We start from the raw sequence: 26240 nt of genomic DNA on the forward strand, positions 1-26240 counted from the left end.
ATCGCGTTCCGCCGTCTTGCCGTGCGTGTAGATGTTCATTGGGCAGCCTCCCTGACCAGGCCTTCGAGCCGGTCTTCCAGCTCCTCGCCGGCCTGTTTCAAAGCAGCGATGGTGTCTGCATCGGGCTGCCAGTAATTGCGTTCATGGGCCTCGATCAGACGCGCGGTCACACGCGCAGCCGACGCGGGATTGAGCGTCGCCAGCCGTTCGCGCATGGCGGCGTCGAGCACGAAGGTCTCGGTGATCTGCTGGTAGACCCAGGGGTCGACATCACCCGTCGTTGCGGACCAGCCGAAGGTGTTGGTCACCTGCGTCTCGATGTTGCGCACGCCCTCATAGCCATGCTTCAGCATGCCCTCGAACCACTTGGGGTTCAGCGTGCGGGTGCGCGTTTCAAGCGCCACCTGCTCGCCGAGCGTCCGGACCCGACCCTCGCCTTGGGTCTGGTCGGAAATGAATACCGGCAGGGAAGCGCCGCCCTTGGCGCGTGATACCGCCTTGGTCAGCCCGCCCAGCGTATCGAAATAGTTCTCGATGGTGGTGACCCCGATCTCGACGGAATCGAGGTTCTGATAGGCCATATCGACCTGCCCGATCATCGCGTCGAAGACATCGACCTGCTGGCTGGTCTTGCCCCGGCGATTGATCGCGAAGCTCTTGCGGTTGCTGTAGGTCTGGGCAATTTCCTCATCGTCGCTCCAGGAAGAGGACGCGACCAGCATGTTCACATTCGAGCCGTAGGCGCCGTCGGCATTGGAGAAGACGCGGTACGCAGACGCTTCGATGTCGCAGCCATGCGCCGCGCAATAGACGAGCGCATGTTTGCGGATGAAGTTCATTTCGACCGGCTCGTCGGCAATGGCGGCGAGATAGCTCGCTTCCGCCAGCATGCTGGCCTGGATCGGCAGGAGGTCGCGGAAGATGCCAGACAGCGTCATGACAGCATCGATGCGCGGACGCTTCAATTCTTCTAGTGGCACCAGAACCGCACCACAGACACGGTTATACGCGTCGAGCTTCGGACGCGCCCCCATCAGTGCCATGGCCTGAGCGAGCGGCGCGCCGCCGGTCTTCAGATTATCGGTGCCCCACAGCACGACGGCGACCGTCTCGGGAAGCCGCCCATCGGTCAGAAGATAACGGTCGAGCACCTTGGCTGCCTGGCGCTCTCCGTCCTGGATTGCGAAGGCACTCGGAATGCCGAAGGGATCGAAACCATGGATGTTGCGACCGGTCGGCAGCAGTTCCGGCGTCCGCAACAGGTCGCCTGAGGGCGACGGCATCACGAAGCGGCCATCGAGCGCCCGAACAAGACCGTCGATCTCGCCATTGCGGGAGAGTTCCAGGTTCATGGTCGAAAGCTTGGCGACACAATCCTGCAACTCGGCATCGGCGTCCTTCACCATCCGGGTGATGGTGGCTGCATCCATCCGGGCGATGGCGGGCAAAAGGCTCGCCTGACGACCATCGCGCCCGACCGCTGGCATGTTGGCGGCAACATGCTCGATCATCTCCAGCCGTTCGGCCTCGTCCATGGCGTGACCGGCAATGTGCAGGCCATGTGGAATAAGCGCATATTCGACCTCGGCCACCTCGGCGACGAGATGCCGGATCACATCGGCTTCGGCGAGCCCCAGCGTATCCTTGCCTAGTTCCAACTGCTGCCCCTGAACCTGGATGAGCTGGAACAGCCGTTCGCGCTCGACCAGAGCCTCCGGCGCCGCGCCACGATAGCGGTCGAGGCTGCCCTTGAGGTCGCTCAGACCCTTGTAGAGACCGGAATGGGTGATCGGCGGAGTCAGATACGAGATCAGGGTCGCAGCCGAACGGCGCTTGGCGATCGTGCCTTCGGATGGATTGTTGGCAGCATAGAGATAGAAGTTCGGCAGGGACCCCAAAAGCCGGTCCGGCCAGCAGGTGCCCGACAGCCCGACCTGCTTGCCAGGCATGAATTCGAGAGCGCCATGCGTGCCGAAATGCAGCACAGCGTCGGCGCGGTAGCTCTCGCGCAGATAACGATAGAAGGCGGCGAAGGCATGGTTCGGCGCAAAGCCACCTTCGAACAGCAGCCGCATCGGATCGCCTTCGTAGCCGAAGGGCGGCTGGATCGCGACGAGCAACTTACCGAACTGCTGCCCGAACACGAAGATGCCGCGGCCGTTGCTCAGCACCCGACCCGGCGCCGGACCCCACTGCTTTTCGATCTCGGCCAGATGCTGCTCATGACGCACATGCTGATCGGCCGGGATGACCGTGTGCACATTGGCTTCCGTGCCATAAAGCGGCCCATTGCCTTCAAGCAGTGCAACCTTGAGCGCTTCTGCATCCGCCGGCAGCGCGACATCGTACCCTTCCGATTTCAGCCGGCGCATGGTCTCGAACACGCTCTCGAAGACCGAAAGATAGGCCGCTGTCCCGATACTGCCGCTGTTCGGCGGATAGTTGAACAGTGTGATCACGATCCGCCGCTCGAACCGCATCTTGCGGCGGAGATCCACCATCGCCGCCAGCCTATCAGCCAGAAGCTCGACGCGTTCCGCATCGGGCTGCATGCAGGAACGACCAGACGGACAGACACCAAGCTCCCGCGAGCAGATGCAAGCCTGGGGCTTGCCGCCGCCGTCGGAGCGACCGCCGAAGACCATGGAGCCGGTCGCACCATCGAGTTCCGGAATGGCGACCATCAGCGTGGTTTCGATCGGCGTCAGGCCCTGCGACGAGGAAAGCCAGGCTTCCTTGGTCTGGAATTCGGTGACGAAAGCCGAGAGATAGGGAACGTCCAGCCCCTCCAGCGTCCGGGCAGCAGCCGCAGCATCGCTATAGGCAGGACCGCCAACCAGCGAAAAGCCGGTGAGCGAACAGAGCGCATCGATCGCGACGCCACCATTTTCCGGCAGCATGTAGCGCTCGATCGCGCCGCGCATATCGAGCCCGCTGCAGAACACCGGCACCACGTTGAAGCCACGGATCTCAAGTTCGCGAATGACGCGGTCATAATGCCCGGTATCACCCGACAGGATATAGGTCCGCATCAACAACACGCCGATCGTGCCGCGCGCGCCAGGCGTAGAGGGCAGATCAGAAACACGGGTTGTCACTCTTGGCTTGAGGCCAGGATGGTAGACGCCAACCTCTGGATAGTCGACGGGATCGCCAACGGTCAGCCGGCTGGTCAAGGCCTTGCGCTCCCCCTTGGCATATTTGCCGACCAGCAGCCGCACCATGTTGGCGATGTTTTCGTCAGACGCGGCGATGCGATACTGCAGCGTCAGGAAATAGTTGCGCACGTCCTGGGCGGTGCCTGGAATGAAGCGCAGCAACTGCGGCAGGCGGCGCAGCATGGCAAGCTGCCGTTCGCCGGCTGTCCGGCCATTGTCCTTGCCGCCGCGCGAGCTCTTTCCGCGAAGTTTTTTGAGCAGCGCCAGGGGACCCTTCTGCTCCTCGCTCATCCGGAAGCGGCCCATGGACGTGTATTTCATGATGGTGCCGGCTGACATGCAGCAGACCATGGCGTCGCATTCGCGATGCCGGACTTCCAGCACATCGGCGATCGCCCGCACATGCTCTTCGACGAAGATCATCGAGACAATGATGATGTCGCCTGAGAGGATCGCTTGGCGGCAGGCGTCGAGGCTTGCCTGATCCTCGTTCCAGTCGGTCGCCGCATGCACTGACAGGGTGAGTCCGGGCAGATCTGCAGCAAGCTTGCGGCGGGCGTCGTCGACAGCCGCACCCATGTGATTGTCGAGCGTGACCAGCACCACCCGGACCGGGGTGCTGTCAGCGGGCGAAATGGGCTTTCGCGTCATACAGCGTCTCCACGGTGATCGGTTGAATGCCCTTGCCGGCGGCAAAGAGCTCGGTGTTGCGACGGGCCTTGCCGCGCACAAAGAAGGGGATTTTCTTCAGTTCCTTTTCGGCCTCAACGGTCCAGCCGACCGGCTGGTCGAGAGCCTGATCAACGACCTGGGCCAGGACGGTCGGGGCAGCCATCTCCGGTGCCGCCACCGAGCCTGCCTCGTGCAAATGCGAGGCGACCGCGCCGTCATTAAATTCGAAGTCGTCGCGAAACATCTGCAAGAGATGCTCCTCCAGCCCCATCATCAGCGGATGCACCCAGGCATCGAAGATGACATTCGCACCTTCAAAACCCATTTGCGGCGAGTAGCGGGCGGGGAAATCCTGCACATGCACGGGGGCCGAAATGACGGCGCAGGGAACCCGCATGCGCTTGGCGATATGCCGCTCCATCTGCGTGCCGAGCACCAGTTCGGGGCGGGCGGCGATGATCGCCTGCTCAACGTCGAGATGGTCGTCGGTGATCAGCGCCTCGATGCCGAACTCTTGCGCCGCCTCGCGCACCTCGCGGGCAAATTCCCGCATATAGGTGCCGAGCCCGCAGACCTTGAAGCCGAGTTCGCAGCTGGCGATGCGGGCGGCAGCAATCGCATGTGTCGCATCGCCGAAGATGAAGACACGCTTGTTGGTGAGGTAATTGCTGTCGACCGACTTGGCGTACCAGGTGGAGCGCTCTTGGATATCTACTGCGTCCACCGTGGCAGGAAGTCCGGCCATCGCCCGGACTTCAGTGATGAAGACTTTGGTCGCCTGTACGCCGATTGGAACGGTGGAGACGAAGGGCATGCCATGCGTCTTCTTCAGCCAGCGCGCGGTCACATCGGCGATCTCGGGATAAAGCACAATGTTGAATGCGGCCTCCGGCAGCCGGCTGAGATCGGCTGGCGAAGCGCCCAAGGGGGCGACAACCCGAACGTCGAGCCCATTCTCCTTCAGAAGCCGGGTAATCTCGGTGACGTCATCACGATTTCGGAACCCGAGCGCGGTCGGACCGAGGATATTGCAGCTGTTCGGCGCAATCTTCGCCGGTCGGGTGACACCACCGGCAAAGCTGCGCACGAGACGATAGAAGGTCTCGGCCGCGCCCCAGGCTTCCTTCTTCTGATAGGACGGTAATTCGAGCGCCACGACAGGCACGCCGACATCGAGCGTTTTTGCGAGACCGCCCGGATCGTCCTGCAGCAATTCGGCCGTGCAGGAGGCGCCGACGAGAAGAGCGTCCGGCTGGAATCGGTCCACGGCATTCTGGCAGGCGGTCTTGAAGATATCGGCGGTTGACGAAGCGAGATCCCGCGCCTGGAAGGTGGTGTAGGTGACCGGCGGTCGAGACTGTCGACGCTCGATCATCGTGAACAGCAGGTCGGCATAGGTATCGCCCTGCGGTGCATGCAGCACGTAATGCACACCGGTCATCGAAGCAGCGATGCGCATGGCGCCGACATGCGGCGGTCCTTCATAGGTCCACATGGTGAGCTTCATGAGGCTGCCCTCCGTGACGGGGAGGCCGCGCCGGACAGGAGGCTCTGACGCATCAGCGGCCGTGCGAAGAGTTCAGCCAGGTCACCGGCCTGTTCATAGCCATGGATCGGGGTGAAGGCGAATTCGATCGACCACTTGGTGACGAGCCCCTGCGCCTCGAAGGGATTGGCAAGGCCCATGCCACAAACTATCAGATCAGGGCGCGCGGCGCGGCACCGGTCGATCTGAACCTCGACGTCCTGGCCCTCAGAAATGGAGACGCCCGGTGGCAGCATGGCAAGTTCGCCTGCGACATGCTCTCGGTGCAGGTAAGGGCTGCCAACTTCGATGATCTCGGCGTCAAGCTCGCGGTTGAGGTATCGGGCGAGCGACGGCTCCATCTGCGAATCGGGGAAGAGGAAGATCCGCTTGCCCTCGATCCAGGGGCGGTAATGCGCGGTGGCTTCGCGCGCCCTGCGGCGCGGGGCGGCTGTCACGGCATCGAAGCGGGTGGCGGAGACACCGAATGTCGTTGCAATCGCCTGGAGCCACGCGGTGGTGCCTTCCTCGCCGAGCGGGAAGATCGCATCAATGCGCCGCGCACCAGCAGATTCGAGCGCGGCAGCGGTCGCACCAAGATAGGGCTGGGCCAGACCATAACGTGTTTGCGGGCCGATCGGCGCCAGCACATCGCTGCTGCGTCCGGGCAGAAAGACGACATCCTCGATGCCGAGATCGGCGAGGAGCCGAGCCATCTGATCCTCGACGACATCGGCGAGCGATCCGGCAACGACGAGCTGTGCTGGTCGGCCTAAGCGAACGTCACCGGGCAGACCGCGCACGAGGGCTGCAAGGAAATTGTCTTCGCCCTGCGTGAACGTCGTTTCGATCCCGCTACCCGAATAGCAGAGAACGCGCGGCCGCGAGGCATAACGGGCATTCAGTCGTTCGGCGGCACGACCGAGATCGAACTTGATCACCTCGGAGGGGCAGGAGCCCACGAGCACCAGCATGCGGATCTCGGGGCGTCGCTCCAGGAGCTTTTCGACCACTCGGTCCAGCTCGTCATGCATGTCGGCCATACCGGCCAGATCGCGCTCTTCCATGATGGCCGTGGCAAATCGCGGCTCGGAAAAGATCATCACGCCGGCGGCAGACTGGATGAGATGGGCACAGGTGCGCGACCCAACCACGAGGAAAAATGCATCCGGGATCTTGCGATGCAGCCAGATGATCGAGGTCAGCCCGCAGAACACTTCGTGCTGACCGCGCTGGCGAATCGTGCTTCCGGTATTGCAGGGGGTGGGGAGCGGCTGGTTCATCCGGCATGCTCCACGCCCATGGCGGTCAGAGGAGCAGAGGAGGCCGCCTGACGTCCGGTCTGGTCGAGCCTCGCCAATCGCAGCTTCCAGAGGAATTGCACGGCATTGATGAGATAGGTCGCATAAGCTGCAAGGGCGAGCAGCATCAGCTCGAAGGCACCAAGCGAATCGGTGTAGAGCGCGGCGAGATAGGTCGTGTGCAGGGCCAGCACCAGGATCGAGAAGACGTCTTCCCAGAAGAACGCCGGTGCGAAGAGATAGCGCCCGAAAACGTGCTTTTCCCAGATCGAACCTGTGATCATGATCGCGTAGAGCGTCAGCGTCTTCACGACAACGGAAAGCTGAGCGGCAAAGAGCCCCTCACCGGTCAGAAGAAAACGCAGAATGAGAACCAGGCTCACGGCAAAAACAAGGAACTGGAAGGGAGCCAGAAGCCCCTGCACCAGGGTCCAGCCACTCGCATCACGCCGCTGGCGTTCTTCCTGGGTATAGAGCGGGCGCTTCGGCGCTGTTCCGGCTGGCATGCCCATCGGTTCCCTCTCCCAATGCCTCCCGCGGGCTATCGGGATTGCAAAAAGAGTACCCCCGCGAAAGCCAAAGTGTCAACTTTGTTTGACGTATATTTTTGTTTACAGAAATTCGAAGTGGAGTCATTCTGGTTCCACGCCCTTCAAGTCCATGTTGCGGACCAGCTGGGACGGGATGACCGTTTTTCGCTGAGGGAGGCGCGGGCGCGGGATGATGGAGGGATCGATTAGCGTCGTGGAAGAGCCCGTGGCGGGCGCAGAATCCACGAATTCTCAGGGGCAGACATGTCCACGCCCCCTTGTGGCCAGCAATCGTAGGGCTTACCTACATCCCAGTGATAGCGAAGCGCTCCGGCGCATCATAAAGGGAACGGTGGTCTCGATGACGGCCGAAAGGCTTTCGGCACGCTACGACGTCGGTATGGAGCACGACCGCCTTTATGAAAAGGCGCTCGCCGAATTTCGTTTTCTTGTCGTTGATCCGAGAACCCGAATGGCTTCTTTGCTCGCTTACCTTGAAGAGCAGCTGCCTCGGGGCCGCCCAGACTATGTTAAAGTCCTGTTTCTGGAAGCGGTGGCCCGGCTACTGGGCAAGGAATGGACGTCCGACACCTGCGATTTCATCGACGTCACCATCGGGACAGCGCGATTGCAGGAAATCGTGCAATGCCTTTCCCGCCCTTATCGCGATGGAGATAGTGATATTTCCGCCCCCCATGCCCTGATTCTCACACCCGCAGGCGAGCAGCACACCCTCATGCCGCACATGATCGGCCTGCTGTTTGATACGCTCGGCTGGAGCCGGCGGATTCTTGAGCCATCGGAGCACAAGGGTCGAAACTTTGCCCCCTCCGTCGATCGTGCCGATGTCGCCTGCATCGGATGGAGCAACATTCGCCTCGCCGGCGAGTTTGAGAGGCTGGTGCACGATATCCGACGGCAGCGACAGGACCGACAGCTACCTCTGATCGTAGGGGGCGCCGGGGCCCTGAACTCCATTGATTTGCTTGTGGGTTTGGGGATTGACTGCATCTGCGACAGTGTTTACTCGGCAGTGAAGATTTGCCAGAACTACTGTGAACTTCAACGCATCGGCCAGCAGTCGCGCGAGGCCGGTGGAACGGCTTTAGTCACGCCCAGCGGAATCGATTGGCTCACTCAATGAAGCCCCTCAACGGCCAACACGGACCCCAAGGCACTCCGATCGCAGAAAGCCTGCTGAAGACGCTTGATCCGGAGGCCGTAGGGGCCCTCGTCAGCCTCGGCGCCGACGTCGTGATGCTGATCGACAAGACGGCCATTATATCGCAAGTCTATTGCAGCAATCCGGAACTGGCGGAATACGGCCTTGCTAAGACCGTTGGCAAGCGCCTGCAGGACTGCGTGACGATTGAATCTGTCCCGAAGATCGATTCCTTGCTGGCCAGTGACAACACGCGTGATCCCGTCCGCGGCTACCAGGTCAATCACAAATGCGGTTCCAAGCCCGACCTGCCAGTGGTCTATTCCGCCTATTCCAGCAAGGATCTGCCCTATAGCATCGTCGTCGGCCGCGAACTGCGCCAGCAATTTCAGGACCAGCAGCGCTTGGTTCAGGCGCAGATGGAACTCGAAGCCGACTATCGCGAACTGCAGGAAGCCGAAACCCGTTATCGCACGGCTTTCAAGGTCGCTGCCGCCGCCTATGTGATGATGGACGGCGAAAAGCGCACGGTTCTCGATGCCAATGCATCCGCCATGGCGCTTCTGTCGCCCAGTGGCGGACCGGCAGTCGGCAAGCCACTGCGCGACCTGTTCCACAAGCAGGACAGGGATCGCCTCGGAGATGCGATTGGGGAAGCCCGCCACAGCCCAAATGCCGTGCATGTCGACAACCTGCGTAGCGCGCGTGGCGACAGCGTCTCAGCCACCATTCGCTCCTATCGCGAAAACGGCGTGACAAACCTCGTCCTGGCTCTCTGGCCAGCGACAGAAGAACAGGAAACCAGGCGCCAGCGCAACGAACCGGTGGCAGCCACCGCCTCGGTCGATCTGGCAGACCTGCCGGAAGCGGCGGTGCAGACTGATACCGACGGCATTGTCATGGCTGCCAACGATCTGTTTCTCGATCTCGTCCACGCGCCGTCGCTCAACCAGGTCATCGGCCGCAACTTCGCCATCTGGTTCGCCTCGTCGGCCATCGACATCCGCGTCCTTTATGCCCGTCTTCAGGACGAACAGTTCATTCGCGGCTTCTCGTCGACGCTCACCGACAATCTGTCGGGCGAGCGGAGTGTCAGCTTGTCTGCCCGTTTCAGCCGCGAAACCGGCACCGTGCACTTCATCCTGGTTCCACAGGCAGCGCCGTCTGAGCGACTCACCATTCCATCGCCGGGGGCCCCAGATCAGGCGGAGGGGTTCTCCAGCCTGGTGGGCAAGGTGCCGCTCAAGGATCTCATGCGCGAATCCCTCGATGTGATCGAAAAAATCTGCATCGAGGCAGCGCTTGACCAGACAAACAACAACCGCGCCTATGCCGCAGAAATTCTCGGCCTGTCGCGTCAGAGCCTGTACATCAAGCTGCGCCGTTACGGCCTGGAAGACTATCGCCCAGGCAGCTGAGAGCCGAGGCAGCACCCGGATAGCATCGCGGGACAAGGCACAGAGTGTCAATTTTAGTTGACACAGCCGCGGTGCACGCTTAGCCTTCGTTCATGGCTATCACACCCACCCACGGACCGGTTGCAACCTACCCCTCGGCAGGTGCAGTGCTGGCTTTGCTCAAGCCCATCACCTGGTTTCCGCCGATGTGGGCTTATACCTGTGGCGCGATCGCCTCGGGGGCGCCGCTGTCGAGCCGGCTCGTGCCGCTATTGATCGGCATCCTTCTCGCAGGTCCCCTGCTCTGCGGCATGAGCCAGGCGGTCAACGACTGGTTCGATCGTCACGTGGATGCTATCAACGAGCCGCACCGCGTGATCCCGTCGGGCCGCATGCCTGGGCGCTGGGGCCTCTATGTGGCACTCATCATGTCGGTTCTGTCACTCTGTGTCGCCGCCATGCTCGGTCCCCTGGTGCTCGCCGCTGGCACGCTCGGCCTGGTGCTCGCCTGGGGCTACAGCATGCCGCCATTGCGCTTCAAGCAAAACGGCTGGATTGGTAACGGCGTGGTCGGCCTCAGCTATGAGACGCTGCCGTGGATCACTGCGGCAGCGGCGGCTTTCGGCGCAACGCCTTCGATGCCACTTCTGCTGGTCGCCTTGCTCTATGGCATCGGCGCCCACGGAATCCTGACTCTGAACGACTTCAAGGCGATCAAAGGGGACCGTGAAATGGACATCAACACGCTTCCGGTTCTCCACGGTCCGCGCAACTCCGCCGTCATCGCTTGCCTGATCATGGGAACGGCACAGGCCGGCGTGATCCTGCTTCTGCTGCATCTGCAGCTGTCGATGGGAGCGCTGCTTGTCGGCGTACTCCTGCTGGCCCAGATGCTGTGCATGCCAAGCTTCATACGGGATCCTGAAGGCAAGGCGGTCTGGTACTCCGCCGTTGGTGTCGGGCTGTACGTGACCGGCATGATGGTGACCGCCATTGCTTTCGCGACGGCCATGCCCGCATTGCCGACCACCGGCTGAGGGAGATTGTCATGTCCCGAACCACCCCATATCCAGCAGCCCGCCAGACGCGCAACCAGGGCCTGAGTTGGTTCTCCATCCTGCGCCTGGGTCTCGTACAGGCCGCCCTTGGGGCGATCGTGGTTCTCACCACCTCGACCCTCAACCGCGTGATGATCGTAGAACTGCAGCTGTCGGCCCTGATCCCCGGTCTGCTTGTCGGGCTTCATTACGGTGTCCAGATCACCCGCCCGGTCTGGGGCCACAAGTCCGACATCGGAAGCTCGCGCACGCGCTGGATCCTCGGCGGCCTTGCTCTGCTCGCTCTGTCGGGCACGGCTGCGGCAGCGACCACTTTTCTGTTCGAGCAGAATTTCGTGCTTGGGCTGATCACCGCGATCATCGCTTATATCCTGATCGGCATGGGCATTGGCGCCTGCGGAACGTCGCTTCTGGCGCTGATGGCACTCAAGACTGCGCCTGAAAGACGCGCGGCAGCCGCCACCGCCACCTGGATGCTGATGATCATCGGCATCATCCTGAGTTCCGTGGTCACCGGCGCCAATCTTGATCCCTACAGCCACCTGCGTCTGGTAACCGTCACCGCCGTCACCGGCGCCGTTGCCTTTCTGATCGGCTGGGCAGCCGTCGCTGGCATCGAGCGCAAGGCCACATCAGTGGGCGACCGCCCAAGAGGAGAAGGCGAGGACGTGTCGTTTCGCCGGAGCCTCGTGGAGGTCTGGCGAGACCCGCAGGCGCGCCTCTTTACGCTCTTCATCTTCCTGTCGATGCTTGCTTACGCGACGCAGGACCTGATCCTGGAGCCCTTTGCGGGCCTGCTGTTCGGCTGGACGCCCGGCCAGACCACCAGCCTTTCCGGCACGCAACATGGCGGCGTCCTGCTCGGCATGGCGCTGGTCGGCGTCCTCGGTACACTGTTCGCCAGGCGCTACCCCGCTTTGCCCCGCATCTTCATCGTCGCCGGCTGCCTCGGCTCGGCAGCGGCTCTTGCGGCTCTCTGTCTTTCGACCACCTTTGCCCCGGCCTGGCCGCTCGGCGCCAATGTCTTTCTGCTCGGCGCAGGCAATGGCGCATTCGCGGTAGCGGCGATCGGCATGATGATGACCCTGGCCGGCAAAGGTGCGCGCGCCGATCACGGCATGCGCATGGGCATCTGGGGCGCAGCTCAGGCTGTCGCCTTTGGCCTTGGCGGCGTTCTCGGCACCATCGTGCTCGACATTGGTCGGCGCATGACAGGAGATGACGCAACCGCCTTCGCCATCGTTTTTGCCATGGAAGCCGCGCTCTTCCTCGCTGCGGCACTGCTTGCCCTTGTGCTGGCAAGACCAGAAACGAAGACGCGACCGCATCCGACAGATGGCATGGCAATACCGGCAGAGTAGATCACGCACCCGCCCTTGGGCAGCGGCAAGGAGGCAGGCATGCAAACGGATTACGACGTGACCGTGGTCGGCGGTGGCCCTAGCGGATCGATCGCTGCCGAGCAATTGGCGCGACGGGGATACCGGGTGGCACTGGTCGATCCCTGCAACCGCATCAAGCCCTGTGGCGGGGCCATCCCTTCACGCACCCTTGCCGATTTCGACATCCCGGAAACGGTACTCGTCTCCCGCGCCGCCGCCGCGCGGATCATTGCACCCTCCGGCCGCACGGTCGAAATGCGCATCGGCGACCTCGGTTACGTGGGTATGGTCGACCGCTCGACCTTCGATCCCTATTTGCGGAAACGCGCAGCCTCGGCCGGCGCCCACCTGCTGATCGGCAAGCTTGAGGCTATTACGACCCATGACGATGGCACCCTGGAACTGAAGGTCGAGCCGACGACGGCTGATCAGCAGGGCGCGCCGATGACGCTGAAGACACGCCTGGTCATCGGGGCTGATGGGGCCAACTCAGCGGTGAGGCGGCTTGCCTTTCCAGCCAGTCGGAAACCGCCCTACGTCTTTGCCTATCATGAGATCGTGGAAACGCCGGCGCGGCCGGACCCAGCCCAGTTCCAGCCGGATCGCTGCGACGTCATCTATGACGGCCGCATTTCACCCGACTTTTATGGCTGGGTCTTTCCCCATGGCGAGCAGACGAGCATCGGATGCGGTTCCGCCGTGAAGGGCCACAACCTGCGCCTCGCAACCGCAGACCTGCGTCGCGCGGCCGGGCTGGGCGATTGCAAGGTTATTCGGTGTGAAGGTGCGCCACTGCCACTGAAGCCGATGCGCCGCTGGGACAATGGTAGCAACATCCTGTTGACCGGCGATGCCGCCGGCACGGTCGCGCCCTCGTCTGGCGAAGGCATCTACTACGCCATGCTGTGTGGCAGGCTTTCGGCAAATGCCGTCGAGCAAGTTCTCCTGACCGGAAAAAGCACCGCTTTACGTCAGGCGCGAGAGAGCTTCATGCGCGCCCATGGCCGCATCTTCTGGGTGCTCGGCATGATGCAGGCCGTCTGGTACCGCAACGACCGTTTTCGGGAAAAATTTGTTGCCATGTGCGCCGACCCCGACGTTCAGCGGCTGACTTGGGAATCCTATCTCAACAAGCAACTGGTGAGACGCGATCCCTTCGCCCATGTCAGGGTCTTCTTCAAGGATATCGGCCAGTTGTTCGGCATGGTGGCCAGCCAGAAATGATCCAGGCCGTCGACTATCTGTTTAATTCAGGATGGATCACGGCACTGGCCCTGGCGGTACTTTGGCTCGGCACAGCGGCAATCTGCGCGGCATCGCGCATGCCCTGGACACTCTTCCGGAGCCTACTCGCCAACGCCCTCTCCGGCAGTTGCCTGTTGCTCGCCGTCGGCGTGGCACTGACAGACATGGGGGTGTTATGGGTCGCCGTCCTGATGGCCGGCTCTCTTGTTGCCCATGGCACGGACCTCTGGCTGCGGCTTGCCGTCAGGCCCCGGGATTGAGGCTGCGAACCGAATGATTGAGCATTGCAGCCGCACTGACCCAGACAAGGTAGGGCACGAAAAGCAGCGAAGCGAGTGGCGAGACTGGCCAGGCGACGAGGATGAAGGCTGCGATCGACAGCCAGAGAACAGCGACATCCACCAAGGCCAGATCCATCCTCCGGATGCCGAAGAAGAAGTACGACCACAGCGCATTCGCCACCATCTGCACGCCCCAAAGAATGACTGGCAATGTCCAGCCCGCCTCGCTCCACACCAGCCAACCGGCATAGCCGATGAACAGGTAAAGGATGGTCCACACCACCGGAAAGGCCCATTTCGGCGGCGTCCAGCTCGGCTTTCTCAGTCCGTCATACCAGGCGCCGGGCTTGAAGATGGCGCCGCTCGATGCGGCGGCCAGGACAATGATGACAAAGACGACTGCGGCCATGATCCGGCTCCAATTCTGCTGCGTAATGCGATAGCTTATAGAATAGCGTACGGATCAGGAAGCAAGACCGACGGCCGCAGTCATGGGCCGCCTCAAATTCCTTCGACTGGCGGTGGCCAGCCAGACAAGATGCATTTTACAGTCTACCGTTTTCGCCATGTTATGGGAGGTTTCTTCATGTCGCGAATTCTCACTGCCGCCTGCACCACAGCCATGCTTCTGATCTGTTCCACCGCCTTCGCCCAGGAAGGCGACGTTGCAGCCGGGGAAATTGTTTTTAAGAAATGCGGTGTCTGCCACAACATCGACAGTGACAAGGCCAAGGTCGGTCCATCGCTCCAAGGCGTCATTGGCCGCCAGCCGGGCACCAAGGAAGGCTTCAAATACTCCAAGGCGATGATGGACTTCGGTGCCGGGAAGACCTGGGACGAAGCGCTTCTGACCACGTATCTTGCTGATCCACGCGGCGTGGTGAAGGGCACCAAGATGGCCTTCGCCGGCCTGAAGGATCCCAAGGATATCGCCAACGTCATCGCCTATGTGAAAACCTTCAGCACGGCTCAATAATTCGAGTTAGTGCCGCCGGACCTGGGAGGGTCCGGCGAATTACTTTTCAAAAGTGTAAAAAAAAGTTTACAGATCGCGTGACTTCTCCGAATATGCGTTGGTGATACTGCTCCTCTGACAAACAGCTCCCGTCCGGCAGAAATGCCTGTGAGCGACGCAGTCGGTAGGACAGGCTCTTGCGTGGGAGGATAGCGCAGTGGGCTTAATTTCGACGAATGCCGGCGTTACTCCCCTGCTCGACCGCATCAGGTCACCGCAGGATCTGCGCAGCCTGGAGCACCTGGAACTGGTGCGCCTGGCCGATGAACTGAGGGCCGAAACACTCAAGGTTGTTTCAGAAACCGGTGGCCATCTCGGCTCCAGTCTCGGTGTCATTGAGCTCACCATCGCCATCCACGCGGTCTTCGACACCCCCCACGACAAACTGCTTTGGGACGTCGGCCACCAGTGCTACCCGCACAAGATCCTGACCGGTCGGCGTGAGCGCATGTCGAGCCTGCGCAAAAAGGGCGGCATTTCCGGCTTCACCCGTCGCAGCGAAAGCCCCTACGATCCGTTCGGCGCTGCTCACTCCTCCACGTCGATCTCCGCCGGTCTCGGTTTTTCCGTCGGCTTCGATCTTACGGGAGAAGAGGGCCATGTCGTCTGCGTCATCGGCGATGGAGCGATGTCGGCGGGCATGGCCTTCGAAGCGCTCAACAATGCCGGATGCCTCGGACGCCGTCTAATCGTCATCCTCAACGACAATGACATGTCGATTTCCCCTTCGACCGGAGCCTTGGCCCGCCATCTGTCGAACATTCGGCAGATCACCGACGCACCCGAAGCGGCCGCATCGGGTCGACTTAATTTGTTCCAAAACCTCGGCTTGCGCTATGTCGGCCCGGTTGACGGTCATGACCTCGACACGCTCCTGCCCCTGCTCCGATCTTTGAAGGAGGCGGATCCTGGCCCGATCCTGCTGCATGCGGTGACGAGAAAGGGCGCTGGCTATCATCATGCCGAGGCGGCACCCGACAGGTTCCACGGCGTCAATCCGTTCGACATCCTCTCCGGCACTCAGGTGAAGACACCTGCAAAAGCACCCGCCTACACGAAGGTCTTCGCGAATGCGCTAATTGCAGAAGCGCGTCGGGACGAGCGCATCGTCGGCATAACGGCCGCGATGGCTGCCGGGACGGGTATCGACATCTTCCAGAAAGAATTTCCAGACCGCTGTTTCGACGTCGGCATTGCGGAACAGCACGCAGTCACTTTCGCAGCCGGTCTTGCCGCAAGCGGGATGAAACCTTTCTGCGCGATCTATTCCTCGTTCCTGCAGCGCGCCTATGACCAGATTGTACATGACGTGGCACTGCAGAACCTGCCGGTTCGCTTCGCCATCGACCGTGCAGGACTGGTCGGCGCCGATGGTCCGACCCATGCCGGCGCCTTCGACATCGGTTACCTCGCCAACCTGCCGAACTTTACCGTGATGGCGGCGAGCGACGAGGCCGAACTTGTGCATATGGTGGCCACCGCTGCCGCCCACGACTCTGGGCCGATCGCCTTCCGCTACCCCCGCGGTGAAGGAACCGGCATATCCCTTCCGGCCGAAGGTCAGGCTATTCAGATCGGACGCGGCCGGATTATCGAGAGCGGGCGCCATGTCGCTCTCCTCTCCTTCGGGACACGGCTTGCCGAATGTCTCTCGGCTCGACGGATGCTCGCTGATTACGGCATCAGCGTCACCGTCGCCGACGCGCGATTTGCCAAACCTCTGGACACCGCCCTCATTGCGGAACTCTTCTCCAGCCACGAACTGCTGGTCACCATTGAAGAGGGAGCGACCGGAGGATTCGGCGCTCTTGTGCTTCATTATCTCGCACAGAAGGGCATGCTGGACGGCCGCTCGGCCATCAGAACCCTGACATTACCCGATCACTTTATCGCTCAGGCAAGCCCTGACGACATGTATGACGAGGCCCGGCTAACGGCACGCCATATTGCCGGTCAGGTCAGAGGCGCCCTCGCACCGCATGTGAGCGAGGCCATCAACGGCCATAACCGTGCCCGGGGCGGACATCAGGACGCGATGCCCCAGGTCCACCGCGCAGAAGACCGAGGTTAACTTCTTTCGCTGGGAGCAAACCGAAACGAAGCAGGCACCGTAATGCCTGGCGAACTTAATTTTAGAATATGATTGGCGACTGATTGCGGATGCAGTAGTGTTCGAGCGGGAAGAAGAAGACCGTCAAGGCCAGGGATCGGGAGGGTGAAATGGCCAACGACAGCAGGAAAGGCCCGCCGGATGGCGGGCGGGGAAACGCGTGGGACACGAGGGACAACGAGAAGCCGCCGGCAGAAGCCGCAGCGGGCAATCATCTCAGCCCATTCGATTATCGGATCCTTGAGAATGCCATTCGCAAGGCTGTTCCGAAGCTCGTGGGTGCGGGGCATCCGGAGCTGACGGCCGGGCGGACTTCGCGCGCGCTCCCGCAGGAAATCGACCTCCAGCTCCATCCCGAACTCGACCCTAGCGCGCGTCAGCTGCCCGGCACGGAAAGGGCAATTTCTTTCCGCCAGGCGCTGATCAGCGTCCTGATTGATCCCGATCCCCGTGGCCACCGCGAATTAATCGAGGAATTGCAGCGGAGCGGCTTGCCCATGCAGACGCTGGCCATCCAACTGTTTGCTCCGGTTGCGGCCTATCTCGGCAATCTGTGGTGCACCGACGAGACGGATTTCATGCAGGTTGCCGTGGCCTCGACCCGCATCGGCATGATCATCAACCACCTGTCGCAGAGCCGAAGCGCTGCGCTCAGTACACGCGAAACGGAGCGTCGGGTTCTCCTGGCACGAACACGAGGTGCCATGCACACCATCGGTGTCTCGATCGTTGCCTCCTGTTTTCGCGACATGGGCTGGGCCGTCGAAGGCGGCGGAGAGCTGGAGCTTGACGATCACGTCTACACCCGCCTGTCGAACGGCCCCTACGACCTTCTCGGCATTTCGGTCGGCCGCGTCGATGAGGCTCCGGAATGCGCCCAGGCAATCCGGCGCATACACTCCAATCGGTATGCCGGAAGCATGAAAATCGCGGTTGGCGGCCCAGCCGTGAAAAAAGATCCGCAGGCGTTCAATCGTATCGGCGCTGACATCGTGGCCAGATCTGCGCTGGAAGTGATGCAGCTGGCGGATTAGAGCAGCGAAAACGGGAGGCTGTGCGTTCCCTCTTGTCGCTTTCTGCCGTAGCCGGGAAGATCCATCTTGAACTGACCCGACGGCTGCTCAAGCCTGCAGTAGATCTGCCATACCCTCGCTCGCGCCGACTTCCCCAAACGCCTCACCTCTCGTCCAAGGCTGAAAGCCCATTGTGGCCTCCCGCTGAAATCCGCTAGAGCACTCGGACGCGTGAGCGGCAGAACGATGAACATGATCCGGGGGAGAGAGCTGATGGCAAAGGGTGCGAAGGATGGCAAAGGCCGCGGCAAGCTGCCCGCCGCCGCCTCTCTTGTTGCCGCCCTCGCCCAGGATCCGCACGCTGTGCGGGAGCCGCGGGCCAACAATCTCGAAATGGCGATCGGCCATGAGGTTCGCACCTATCGCAAAAAACTCGGCATCACGGTCGCCGATCTCGCGGCTGCAACCGGCATGTCGGTCGGTATGCTGTCAAAGATCGAGAACGGCAACATCTCGCCCTCGCTGACAACCCTGCAGGCGTTATCAAAAGCGCTCGGCATGCCGATCACCGCATTCTTCAAGGGTTTCGAGGAGCCGAAGTCGGCGAGCTTCGTCAAGGCGGGCGAAGGCGTCAACCTGGAGCGCCGTGGCACCCGTGCCGGCCACCATTACAGCCTGCTCGGCCATATCGAGAACAACACCTCGGGCGTCATCGTCGAGCCCTATCTCATCACGCTCAACGCCTCGTCAGACATCTTCCCGACCTTCCAGCATGAGGGCATGGAGTTCCTCTACATGCTCGAGGGCGAGGTTGTGTATCGCCATGGCGACAGGCTCTACCGGATGGAAGCCGGCGACAGCCTGTTCTTCGATGCCGATGCCCCCCATGGCCCGGAAGAACTGGTGAAACTTCCGGCACGCTATCTTTCGATCATCTCCTATCCCCATCAAAAATGATTGCCCCTTAGGAAAAATAGTTTCCTGAAGGTTGATCGGGTTGCGTGCCGCTGCTACTCCTTGTTCCACTGAACAAGGGGGATCGTGGCCATGTGCGGCATCGTCGGACTGTTTCTCAAGGACAAGGCACTTGAACCGCAGCTCGGCGCCTTGCTGTCGGATATGCTGATTACCATGACCGATCGCGGACCTGATTCCGCCGGCATCGCCATTTATGGCGAAACGAGCGGCGGCAAGGCGAAGGTGACCGTCCAGTCTGCCGCCCCGGAAGCGGATTTTGGGGACCTCGCAGATGATCTCGCCAAGGTCGGCCTCAAAGTCGAGGTCGCCGTAAAAAGCACGCACGCCGTGATCCTGATCGACCAGGGCGACCTGGCGAACATCCGCTCCGTTCTCTCTGCCGTCCGCCCAAACGTGCGCATAATGGGCTCGGGCGAAAGCGTCGAAATCTTCAAGGAAGTCGGCCTGCCCAAGGATGTCGTGCAGCGCTTCAGCGTTCGCGCCATGGGCGGCACCCATGGCATCGGCCACACACGCATGGCGACCGAAAGTGCGGTGACGACACTCGGTGCCCATCCGTTTTCCACGGGGGCCGACCAGTGCCTAGTGCACAACGGCTCGCTCTCGAACCATAACAACCTGCGCCGCGAGATGATCCGCGAGGGCATGTCCTTCGAGACACAGAACGATAGCGAAGTGGCCGCCGCCTATTTGACCGCCGAAATGGCCAAGGGCAAGGATCTCGGCGAAGCGCTGACCGGCGCGCTCGACGATCTCGATGGCTTCTTCACCTTCGTCGTCGGCACGAAAACCGGCTTCGGCGTGGTCCGCGACCCGATCGCCTGCAAGCCCGCCGTCATGGCCGAGACCGACCAGTACGTCGCCTTCGGCTCCGAATACCGGGCCTTGGTCAACCTGCCGGGCATCGAAACCGCCCGCGTCTGGGAGCCGGAGCCGGCCACCGTCTATTTCTGGGACCACGAAAAGGCCGCCTGATCCGCGCCCCTTCCGAGAAAGTTTCTTGAATGCCTGTCTTCGATCTTTCCCACACGCCGCTCCGAGACCTGAACAGCGCGCTTCACGCTCTCGGCAGCGGCTCCAACGACACCCTCTTCGAGGTCGTGAACCCACGCGGCCACCACGCCGTCGCGGTCGGCATCAATGCGCCTCTCACTGTCGAGGTGAAGGGCTCCGTCGGCTATTACTGCGCCGGCATGAACGACGGCGGAACCGTCACCATCCATGGCTCCGCAGGTCCAGGTGTTGCGGAAAACATGATGTCCGGCACCGTGGTCATCGAAGGTGACGCCTCGCAATATGCTGGCGCCACCGGGCGCGGCGGGCTGCTCGTCATCAAGGGCAATGCCGCCTCTCGCTGCGGCATCTCTATGAAGGGCATCGACATCGTGGTGCGCGGCTCCATCGGCCACATGTCGGCCTTCATGGGCCAGTCGGGCCATCTTGTCGTCTGCGGCGATGCCGGCGAAGCGCTGGGTGACAGCGTCTACGAGGCGAAACTCTTCGTGCGGGGCACGGTCAAAAGCCTCGGTGCTGATTGCATCGAAAAGCAGATGAAGCCGAAGCATCTGGCAAAGCTCGCCGAACTTCTCGCCCAGGCAGGCATCACCGACGTGAAGCCCGAAGAGTTCAAACGCTACGGCTCGGCCCGCAAACTGTACAATTTCAACATCGACAATGCCGACGCGTATTGAGGCGAGGATAGGCCATGAGCTACCACAACCCCTTCACCCCGCCGCGCAAGTCTGCCACGTTTGATGACCATACACTTGCCGAAATCCGCCGCGCCGCAGCGACCGGCATCTACGACATCCGGGGCGGCGGCACCAAGCGCAAGGTCCCGCATTTCGACGACCTGCTCTTCCTTGGCGCATCGATCTCCCGCTATCCGCTCGAAGGTTATCGCGAGAAGTGCGATACCTCGGTGGTGCTCGGCACGCGTTTTGCCAAGAAGCCGATCGAACTGAAGATCCCGATCACGATTGCCGGCATGAGCTTCGGCGCGCTCTCCGGCAACGCCAAGGAAGCGCTCGGCCGCGGCGCAACGCTCGCCGGCACCTCCACCACGACCGGCGACGGCGGCATGACGGATGAGGAACGCGGTCATTCAGAAAAGCTCGTCTACCAGTATCTCCCCTCCCGTTACGGCATGAACCCGAAAGACCTTCGTCGCGCCGATGCAATCGAAGTGGTGGTTGGCCAGGGAGCGAAGCCCGGCGGCGGCGGCATGCTGCTTGGCCAGAAGATCTCCGATCGCGTCGCAAACATGCGCAACCTGCCGAAGGGCATCGACCAGCGCTCGGCCTGCCGCCATCCGGATTGGACCGGCCCTGACGATCTCGAAATCAAGATCCTTGAACTGCGCGAGATCACCGACTGGGAAAAGCCGATCTATGTGAAGGTCGGCGGCGCCCGCCCCTATTACGACACCGCCCTTGCAGTAAAGGCCGGCGCCGATGTCGTGGTGCTCGACGGGATGCAGGGCGGCACGGCCGCGACGCAGGACGTCTTCATCGAACATGTCGGCATGCCGACGCTGGCCTGTATCCGCCCCGCCGTGCAGGCACTGCAGGATCTCGGCATGCACCGCAAGGTGCAGCTGGTCATCTCCGGCGGCATCCGCTCTGGCGCCGATGTCGCCAAGGCTCTGGCGCTTGGCGCGGATGCGGTCGCGATCGGCACGGCAGCGCTGGTCGCCATCGGCGACAACGACCCGAAATGGGAAGAGGAATACCAGAAGCTTGGCACCACAGCCGGGGCATATGACGACTGGCACGAGGGCAAGGACCCCGCCGGCATCACCACCCAGGACCCGGAACTTGCCGCCCGTCTCGACCCGGTCGCGGCCGGACGTCGGCTCGCCAACTACCTGAAGGTCATGACGCTGGAGGCGCAGACCATCGCCCGCGCCTGCGGCAAGAACAGACTGCACAACCTGGAGCCGGAGGACCTCTGCGCGCTGACGATGGAGGCCGCCGCCATGGCCCAGGTGCCTTTGGCCGGCACCAGCTGGTACCCCGGCAAGGGAGGCTTCTAAAACACCTGATGGCCGCATCCGACTCCCACGGATGCGGCCATTTTCTTTCAACCAATGTGTCTCAATCCATAAAAACAGGGGAACGACGTGACACAGGATCTCGAAAGCTTCGCCAAGGAGCGAGGCATCAAATACTTCATGATCAGTTATACCGACCTCTTCGGCGCCCAGCGCGCCAAGCTGGTCCCCGCCCAGGCCATCGCCGACATGCAGAAGGATGGCGCCGGCTTTGCAGGTTTCGCCACCTGGCTCGACCTCACCCCCGCCCATCCCGATCTCTTCGCCATTCCGGACGCCTCGTCCGTCATCCGGCTGCCCTGGAAACCTGACGTCGCCTGGGTTGCCGCTGACTGCATGATGGAAAATCAACCCGTCGCGCAGGCGCCGCGGGTGGTCCTGAAGAAACTGGTCGCGGAAGCGGCGGAGCTTGGGCTACGGGTCAAGACCGGCGTCGAACCGGAATTTTTCCTGATTTCAGCCGATGGCGAACAGATCTCAGACCAGTACGACACCGCAGAAAAGCCCTGCTACGACCAGCAGGCCCTGATGCGCCGTTATGACGTGATCGCGGAAATCTGCGATCACATGCTGGCGCTGGGCTGGAAGCCCTACCAGAACGACCACGAGGACGCGAACGGCCAGTTCGAGATGAACTGGGAGTATGACGACGCCCTAAAGACGGCCGACAAACATTCCTTCTTCAAGTTCATGGTAAAATCTGTGGCGGAGAAACACGGGCTGCGCGCCACCTTCATGCCGAAACCCTTCAAAGGTCTGACAGGAAATGGCTGCCACGCCCATATTTCGGTCTGGGATCTGGATGGCCAGGTCAACGCCTTCGCCGACAAGGACATGCCCTTCGGCCTCTCCGCCAAGGGCAAGACCTTCCTCGGCGGCATCATGAAACATGCCTCGGCACTCGCCGCAATCACCAACCCGACGGTGAATTCCTACAAGCGCATCAATGCCCCGCGCACAGTCTCGGGCGCCACCTGGGCACCGAACACTGTCACCTGGACCGGCAACAACCGCACCCACATGGTCCGCGTACCCGGCCCCGGACGCTTCGAACTCCGCCTCCCAGACGGCGCTGTGAACCCATACCTTCTGCAGGCCATCATCATCGCCGCAGGTTTAAGCGGATTGAATAGCAATGCCGATCCCGGCCCGCATCACGACATCGACATGTACCGTGATGGCCACATGGTGACAGATGCGCCGCGCCTGCCGCTGAACTTGCTCGATGCGCTGAGAGAGTTCGAGAACGACGCCCCGCTCCGGACGGCCTTAGGCGACGCGTTCTCCAACGCTTACCTCAAGCTGAAACGCAGTGAGTGGGATAGTTATTGCGGACACTTCACCGCTTGGGAGCGCCAGACTACGCTGGACGCCTGACGCATCGTCGACAACACAGAGGCCATATCCGGATCAGCCCCGGATATGGCCTTTGCAGTGAACGACATTCGTTCCGCAGAGAGCCTTCGGCATCAGAGACGTCTCATGCCACCCGACGCAAAGCCGTCGCAACCCTGTGAATATGCTCCGCACCAATACCACAGCAACCACCGATCATGGTGGCGCCGGCCTCGGCCCATTGGCAGGCAAAACGGGAATAGACATCGCCCGTCAGATCCTGACGCGTGTCGTGCAGCCCCTCGTTGGCCGCCTTCTCGTCCGTGTCGGTCTCGAAGGCATTTGCATAGACGCCGATCTTGAGATCGGCGCCTTCCTCGGCAAACACCGCAGCCGCCGTCTCAACCGCGCGCTTCATAACTTCCGGCTTGGCGCAGTTGAAGAGCAGCGCCGAAGCGCCGGAACCGGCAGCCCATTCGGCAGCGGCTTTCACCGTTTCGCCAGACCGCAGCTTGGCTTCACCGCCTGCCACCTGAGCCTCGCCATCGGCAAGCGTGAACGAAATCCAGGACGGCTTCGGATGCGCCTTAATCGCCTCGCGCACGGCCTCGCCTTCCGCAATCAGGCTCAGCGTTTCCCCAAGCCAGACATCGACATACGGCGCCAGGTTTTCGACGAGCACCTTGAGATAATCCTGGACACGCGACGGGTCGAAATTCTCCGGCTCATAACTGCCGAAGATCGGCGGCAGCGAACCGGCAACCAAAACCTTGCGGTCACTGGCATCGGCCGCCTCGCGGGCAAGCCGGCCGGAGAGCGCGATCAGCTCAGCCCCATCCTTGGCAAAGCGCTCTTCGCCAATATGAAAAGGCACCAGCGCATAGGAATTGGTCGTGACGACATCGGCGCCGGCAGCGATGAATTCATCATGCACCTGGCGGACGATCTCGGGGCTGTTCATCAGCGCCAGTGCCGACCATTCCGGCTGCTTGAGTTCGGCACCAAGCCGCAGGAGTTCGCGGCTCATGCCGCCGTCGAGAATGAGGGTGTCTGCCATGGGAATGTCTCCGTCGGATGCGGTCAGGGGGTAAGCGCCTGGTCGAGGTCGGCGATGATATCGGCCGGGGTCTCGAGGCCGATCGACAGGCGGAACAGCCCGTCACCGGCATAGGCGCGGTAATCTGCAAGCGGCTCGCCGGTGAGCCGGTAGGTCGAAGCCATCATCTCATCGGTCTCCATGAGAACGACGAGGCTGCGCTGGTGGCCAAGCGAGAAGGCGTAGTGAGCGACCCGCAGCCGCTCTGCCAGTCGGCCTGCCGTGGCTTTCGGATCGCGCGTGCGAAAACCGATCATGCCGCCGAACACGTCCATCTGGCGCTTCGCGAGTTCATGCTGAGGATGGGATTCGAGACCGGGATAGATGACCCGCTCCACCTGCGGGTGGCTCTCCAGAAAGCGTGCGACCGAAAGCGCCGTCTCCGACGCCATGCGCAGACGCGGGTAAAGCGTGTCGATGCCGCGCATGATCAGCCAGGCGGATTGGGCGGAAAGCGCAGCGCCCAGATAGACGCCGGCGCGCCCACGGATCTGTGCGACCAGTTCCTTTCGCCCGATCACCGCGCCGCCGAGCGCGTCGCCATGGCCGTTGATGAACTTGGTCAGCGAATGGATGACAAGATCGACGCCAAGTGAGAGGGGACGTGTCGCAACAGGCGTCGCGAAGGTCGAGTCCACCGAGGTCAGCACGCCATGGCGCGCGGCAATGGCCGAGAGCGCCTTGAGATCGACGATGCGCAGGATCGGATTAACAGGGCTCTCGCAGTGGATGAGCCGGGTATTGGGCTTGATCGCCGCCTCGACCAGATCGAGCCGCGCCATGTTGACGGCAGTCACCTCGATGCCGAAATCCGGCAGGACACGCTGGGTGAGTTCAGCCGCCCCGGCATAACAGACGTCAGAGACGATCAGGTGATCGCCGGCCTTCAGCAGCGTCAGCAGCATGCCGGCGATTGCCGCCATGCCCGTGGCACTGGCAAGCGCATCCTCAGCACCTTCCAGCGCGGCCAGACGCTGTTCGAGCTGACGTACGGTGGGATTGGTCCAGCGGGCATAGAGATAAGGAAGCGCTGCCAGATCCTCGACGCCATCCGCCGAGAAGGCACCGTCACCTGGCATCAGAACATTGTTGACCGACATCGAAATGTTCGGCGCGATCGCACCCGTTGCGGGATCGATGATCAGACCGCCATCAAGCGCGCGGGTTTCGGGGCCAGCGTTTTCCGGAAGAGGATGGGTGACGAAGCTCTTAAACATGATTGTTCTTTCGGAGCCGCTCAACGGCGGATCGGCACCTGGGCCTCGACGATACCGAAGGCGCGGGTAATGAGGACGGTGAGCACGACATAGAAGAGGGTGACAACAAGCAGCGGCTCGTAAACGAGAAGCGTATCCTGCCGGACCTTGAAGGCGACGGCGTAGAGATCCATGACTGTGACGGTGAAGGCGAGCGGGGTCGCCTTGAGTTGCATCACGACCTCGCCGGCAATGGTCGGAAGCGCCGTGCGGATAGCCCGCGGCAGCCAGATGCGGCGCACCAGCGTGAACCGGCTCATACCGAGCGCCCGCCCCGCCTCCAGCTCGCCCTTGGGCACGGACAAGAGCGCACCGCGCAGCACCTCCGCCTCATAGGCCGCATAGTTGAGCGTGAAGGACAAGGCAGCGAAGAAGAAGCCTTCGCGCAGGATCGGCCAGAGAAAACTGTGGCGCAGGCCCGGCACCATCGGCAGAAGCGATCCGACGCCGTAATAGAGCAACCAGAGCTGGATCAGCAGCGGCGTTCCTCGAAACACGGTCGAATAACCGCGCGCCAGACTGCGCGTCACCGGCCCGCCGCCGACCATCGCAAAGGCAAGACCGATCGCCAGGATGAAGCCAAAGCCGACCGATATCACGAGAAGCGCCACCGTCTGGAAGGCACCATCGAGCAGAAGCGGCCAGTATTTGAAAAGCCAATCGAAGTTCATTGT

The 26240-nt window shown here is 61.9% G+C and carries 22 protein-coding genes; 14 read left to right on the forward strand and 8 right to left on the reverse strand.

Translation table 11 applies throughout. The annotated features are described in order from the left end of the window. Positions 1-35 precede the first annotated feature (35 nt). The 4 genes from ASE36_RS14870 to bchF are packed head-to-tail and all read right to left on the reverse strand — an operon-like array spanning position 36 to position 7162. Positions 36-3809 carry a magnesium chelatase subunit H gene (locus tag ASE36_RS14870; protein ID WP_062280967.1) on the reverse strand — a complete coding sequence of 1258 codons (3774 nt, stop codon included), beginning with the start codon at positions 3807-3809 and terminating at the stop codon, positions 36-38. Then, on the reverse strand, positions 3781-5337 hold the full coding sequence (gene bchB / locus ASE36_RS14875; protein ID WP_062280970.1) for a ferredoxin:protochlorophyllide reductase (ATP-dependent) subunit B: 1557 nt from the start codon (positions 5335-5337) through the stop codon (positions 3781-3783). Before bchB ends, ASE36_RS14870 begins: the two co-directional genes overlap by 29 nt. Next, positions 5334-6638, reverse strand: a complete 1305-nt coding sequence (locus ASE36_RS14880; protein WP_062280973.1) for a ferredoxin:protochlorophyllide reductase (ATP-dependent) subunit N — start codon at positions 6636-6638, stop codon at positions 5334-5336. The genes bchB and ASE36_RS14880 overlap by 4 nt, the downstream gene beginning before the upstream one ends. After that, complete coding sequence (gene bchF / locus ASE36_RS14885; protein ID WP_062281462.1) at positions 6635-7162, reverse strand: 2-vinyl bacteriochlorophyllide hydratase; 528 nt, start codon at positions 7160-7162, stop codon at positions 6635-6637. The genes ASE36_RS14880 and bchF overlap by 4 nt, the downstream gene beginning before the upstream one ends. Before the next feature lie 385 nt (positions 7163-7547). On the opposite strand from bchF, the gene ASE36_RS14890 reads away from it, so the two are divergent. The 6 genes from ASE36_RS14890 to ASE36_RS14915 all read left to right on the forward strand — a co-directional run bounded on the left by ASE36_RS14890 (position 7548) and on the right by ASE36_RS14915 (position 13690). After that, positions 7548-8330: a hypothetical protein gene (locus ASE36_RS14890; RefSeq protein ID WP_062281464.1), complete on the forward strand. Its 783-nt coding sequence runs from the start codon at positions 7548-7550 to the stop codon at positions 8328-8330. Continuing rightward, the gene (gene ppsR / locus ASE36_RS14895) at positions 8327-9766 is read left to right on the forward strand and encodes a transcriptional regulator PpsR (protein ID WP_062280976.1); all 1440 of its coding nucleotides are present in this window, start codon (positions 8327-8329) and stop codon (positions 9764-9766) included. The genes ASE36_RS14890 and ppsR overlap by 4 nt, the downstream gene beginning before the upstream one ends. A gap of 92 nt (positions 9767-9858) precedes the next feature. Continuing rightward, a complete protein-coding gene (gene chlG, locus ASE36_RS14900; protein WP_062280982.1) occupies positions 9859-10782 on the forward strand; it encodes a chlorophyll synthase ChlG in 924 nt (307 codons plus the stop codon). A gap of 11 nt (positions 10783-10793) precedes the next feature. Next, the gene (locus ASE36_RS14905) at positions 10794-12164 is read left to right on the forward strand and encodes a BCD family MFS transporter (protein ID WP_062280986.1); all 1371 of its coding nucleotides are present in this window, start codon (positions 10794-10796) and stop codon (positions 12162-12164) included. 39 nt (positions 12165-12203) lie between these two features. Next, positions 12204-13409 (forward strand): geranylgeranyl diphosphate reductase, encoded by a 1206-nt coding sequence (locus ASE36_RS14910; RefSeq protein ID WP_062280989.1) that lies wholly within the window; start codon positions 12204-12206, stop codon positions 13407-13409. Then, positions 13406-13690 carry a hypothetical protein gene (locus ASE36_RS14915; protein ID WP_062280992.1) on the forward strand — a complete coding sequence of 95 codons (285 nt, stop codon included), beginning with the start codon at positions 13406-13408 and terminating at the stop codon, positions 13688-13690. Before ASE36_RS14910 ends, ASE36_RS14915 begins: the two co-directional genes overlap by 4 nt. Here the strand turns inward: ASE36_RS14915 and ASE36_RS14920 are convergent. Continuing rightward, complete coding sequence (locus ASE36_RS14920) at positions 13674-14120, reverse strand: TspO/MBR family protein (RefSeq protein WP_062280995.1); 447 nt, start codon at positions 14118-14120, stop codon at positions 13674-13676. The genes ASE36_RS14915 and ASE36_RS14920 overlap by 17 nt on opposite strands. Before the next feature lie 177 nt (positions 14121-14297). Here ASE36_RS14920 and ASE36_RS14925 point away from each other — a divergent pair, with 177 nt between their 5' ends. From ASE36_RS14925 to glnT, 8 genes are all read left to right on the forward strand, one after another. Next, the gene (locus tag ASE36_RS14925; RefSeq protein WP_062280999.1) at positions 14298-14687 is read left to right on the forward strand and encodes a c-type cytochrome; all 390 of its coding nucleotides are present in this window, start codon (positions 14298-14300) and stop codon (positions 14685-14687) included. A 196-nt stretch (positions 14688-14883) separates the two neighbouring features. Continuing rightward, entirely contained in the window at positions 14884-16797 is a 1914-nt protein-coding gene (locus tag ASE36_RS14930; protein ID WP_200945173.1) for a 1-deoxy-D-xylulose-5-phosphate synthase, read from the forward strand. A gap of 149 nt (positions 16798-16946) precedes the next feature. Then, on the forward strand, positions 16947-17870 hold the full coding sequence (locus ASE36_RS14935; RefSeq protein ID WP_082511092.1) for a B12-binding domain-containing protein: 924 nt from the start codon (positions 16947-16949) through the stop codon (positions 17868-17870). Between the two features lie 225 nt (positions 17871-18095). Further along, entirely contained in the window at positions 18096-18806 is a 711-nt protein-coding gene (locus tag ASE36_RS14945; RefSeq protein ID WP_413813664.1) for a helix-turn-helix domain-containing protein, read from the forward strand. Between the two features lie 90 nt (positions 18807-18896). Next, positions 18897-19802: a class II glutamine amidotransferase gene (locus ASE36_RS14950; protein ID WP_062281007.1), complete on the forward strand. Its 906-nt coding sequence runs from the start codon at positions 18897-18899 to the stop codon at positions 19800-19802. 29 nt (positions 19803-19831) lie between these two features. Continuing rightward, positions 19832-20518 (forward strand): GXGXG domain-containing protein, encoded by a 687-nt coding sequence (locus ASE36_RS14955; RefSeq protein WP_062281011.1) that lies wholly within the window; start codon positions 19832-19834, stop codon positions 20516-20518. 14 nt (positions 20519-20532) lie between these two features. Beyond that, on the forward strand, positions 20533-21861 hold the full coding sequence (locus ASE36_RS14960) for an FMN-binding glutamate synthase family protein (protein WP_062281014.1): 1329 nt from the start codon (positions 20533-20535) through the stop codon (positions 21859-21861). A gap of 87 nt (positions 21862-21948) precedes the next feature. Next, positions 21949-23256 carry a type III glutamate--ammonia ligase gene (gene glnT, locus ASE36_RS14965; RefSeq protein ID WP_062281017.1) on the forward strand — a complete coding sequence of 436 codons (1308 nt, stop codon included), beginning with the start codon at positions 21949-21951 and terminating at the stop codon, positions 23254-23256. Between the two features lie 103 nt (positions 23257-23359). Here the strand turns inward: glnT and ASE36_RS14970 are convergent, their stop codons facing one another. The 3 genes from ASE36_RS14970 to ASE36_RS14980 are packed head-to-tail and all read right to left on the reverse strand — an operon-like array spanning position 23360 to position 26237. Beyond that, positions 23360-24271, reverse strand: a complete 912-nt coding sequence (locus ASE36_RS14970; protein WP_062281019.1) for a homocysteine S-methyltransferase family protein — start codon at positions 24269-24271, stop codon at positions 23360-23362. Positions 24272-24294: 23 nt separating this feature from the next. Further along, positions 24295-25527 (reverse strand): trans-sulfuration enzyme family protein, encoded by a 1233-nt coding sequence (locus ASE36_RS14975; RefSeq protein ID WP_062281022.1) that lies wholly within the window; start codon positions 25525-25527, stop codon positions 24295-24297. A gap of 20 nt (positions 25528-25547) precedes the next feature. Continuing rightward, the gene (locus ASE36_RS14980) at positions 25548-26237 is read right to left on the reverse strand and encodes an ABC transporter permease (RefSeq protein WP_062281025.1); all 690 of its coding nucleotides are present in this window, start codon (positions 26235-26237) and stop codon (positions 25548-25550) included. Positions 26238-26240 lie beyond the last annotated feature (3 nt).

Origin of the sequence: Rhizobium sp. Root274 (assembly GCF_001429245.1) — a bacterium.
Classification (GTDB): domain Bacteria; phylum Pseudomonadota; class Alphaproteobacteria; order Rhizobiales; family Rhizobiaceae; genus Allorhizobium.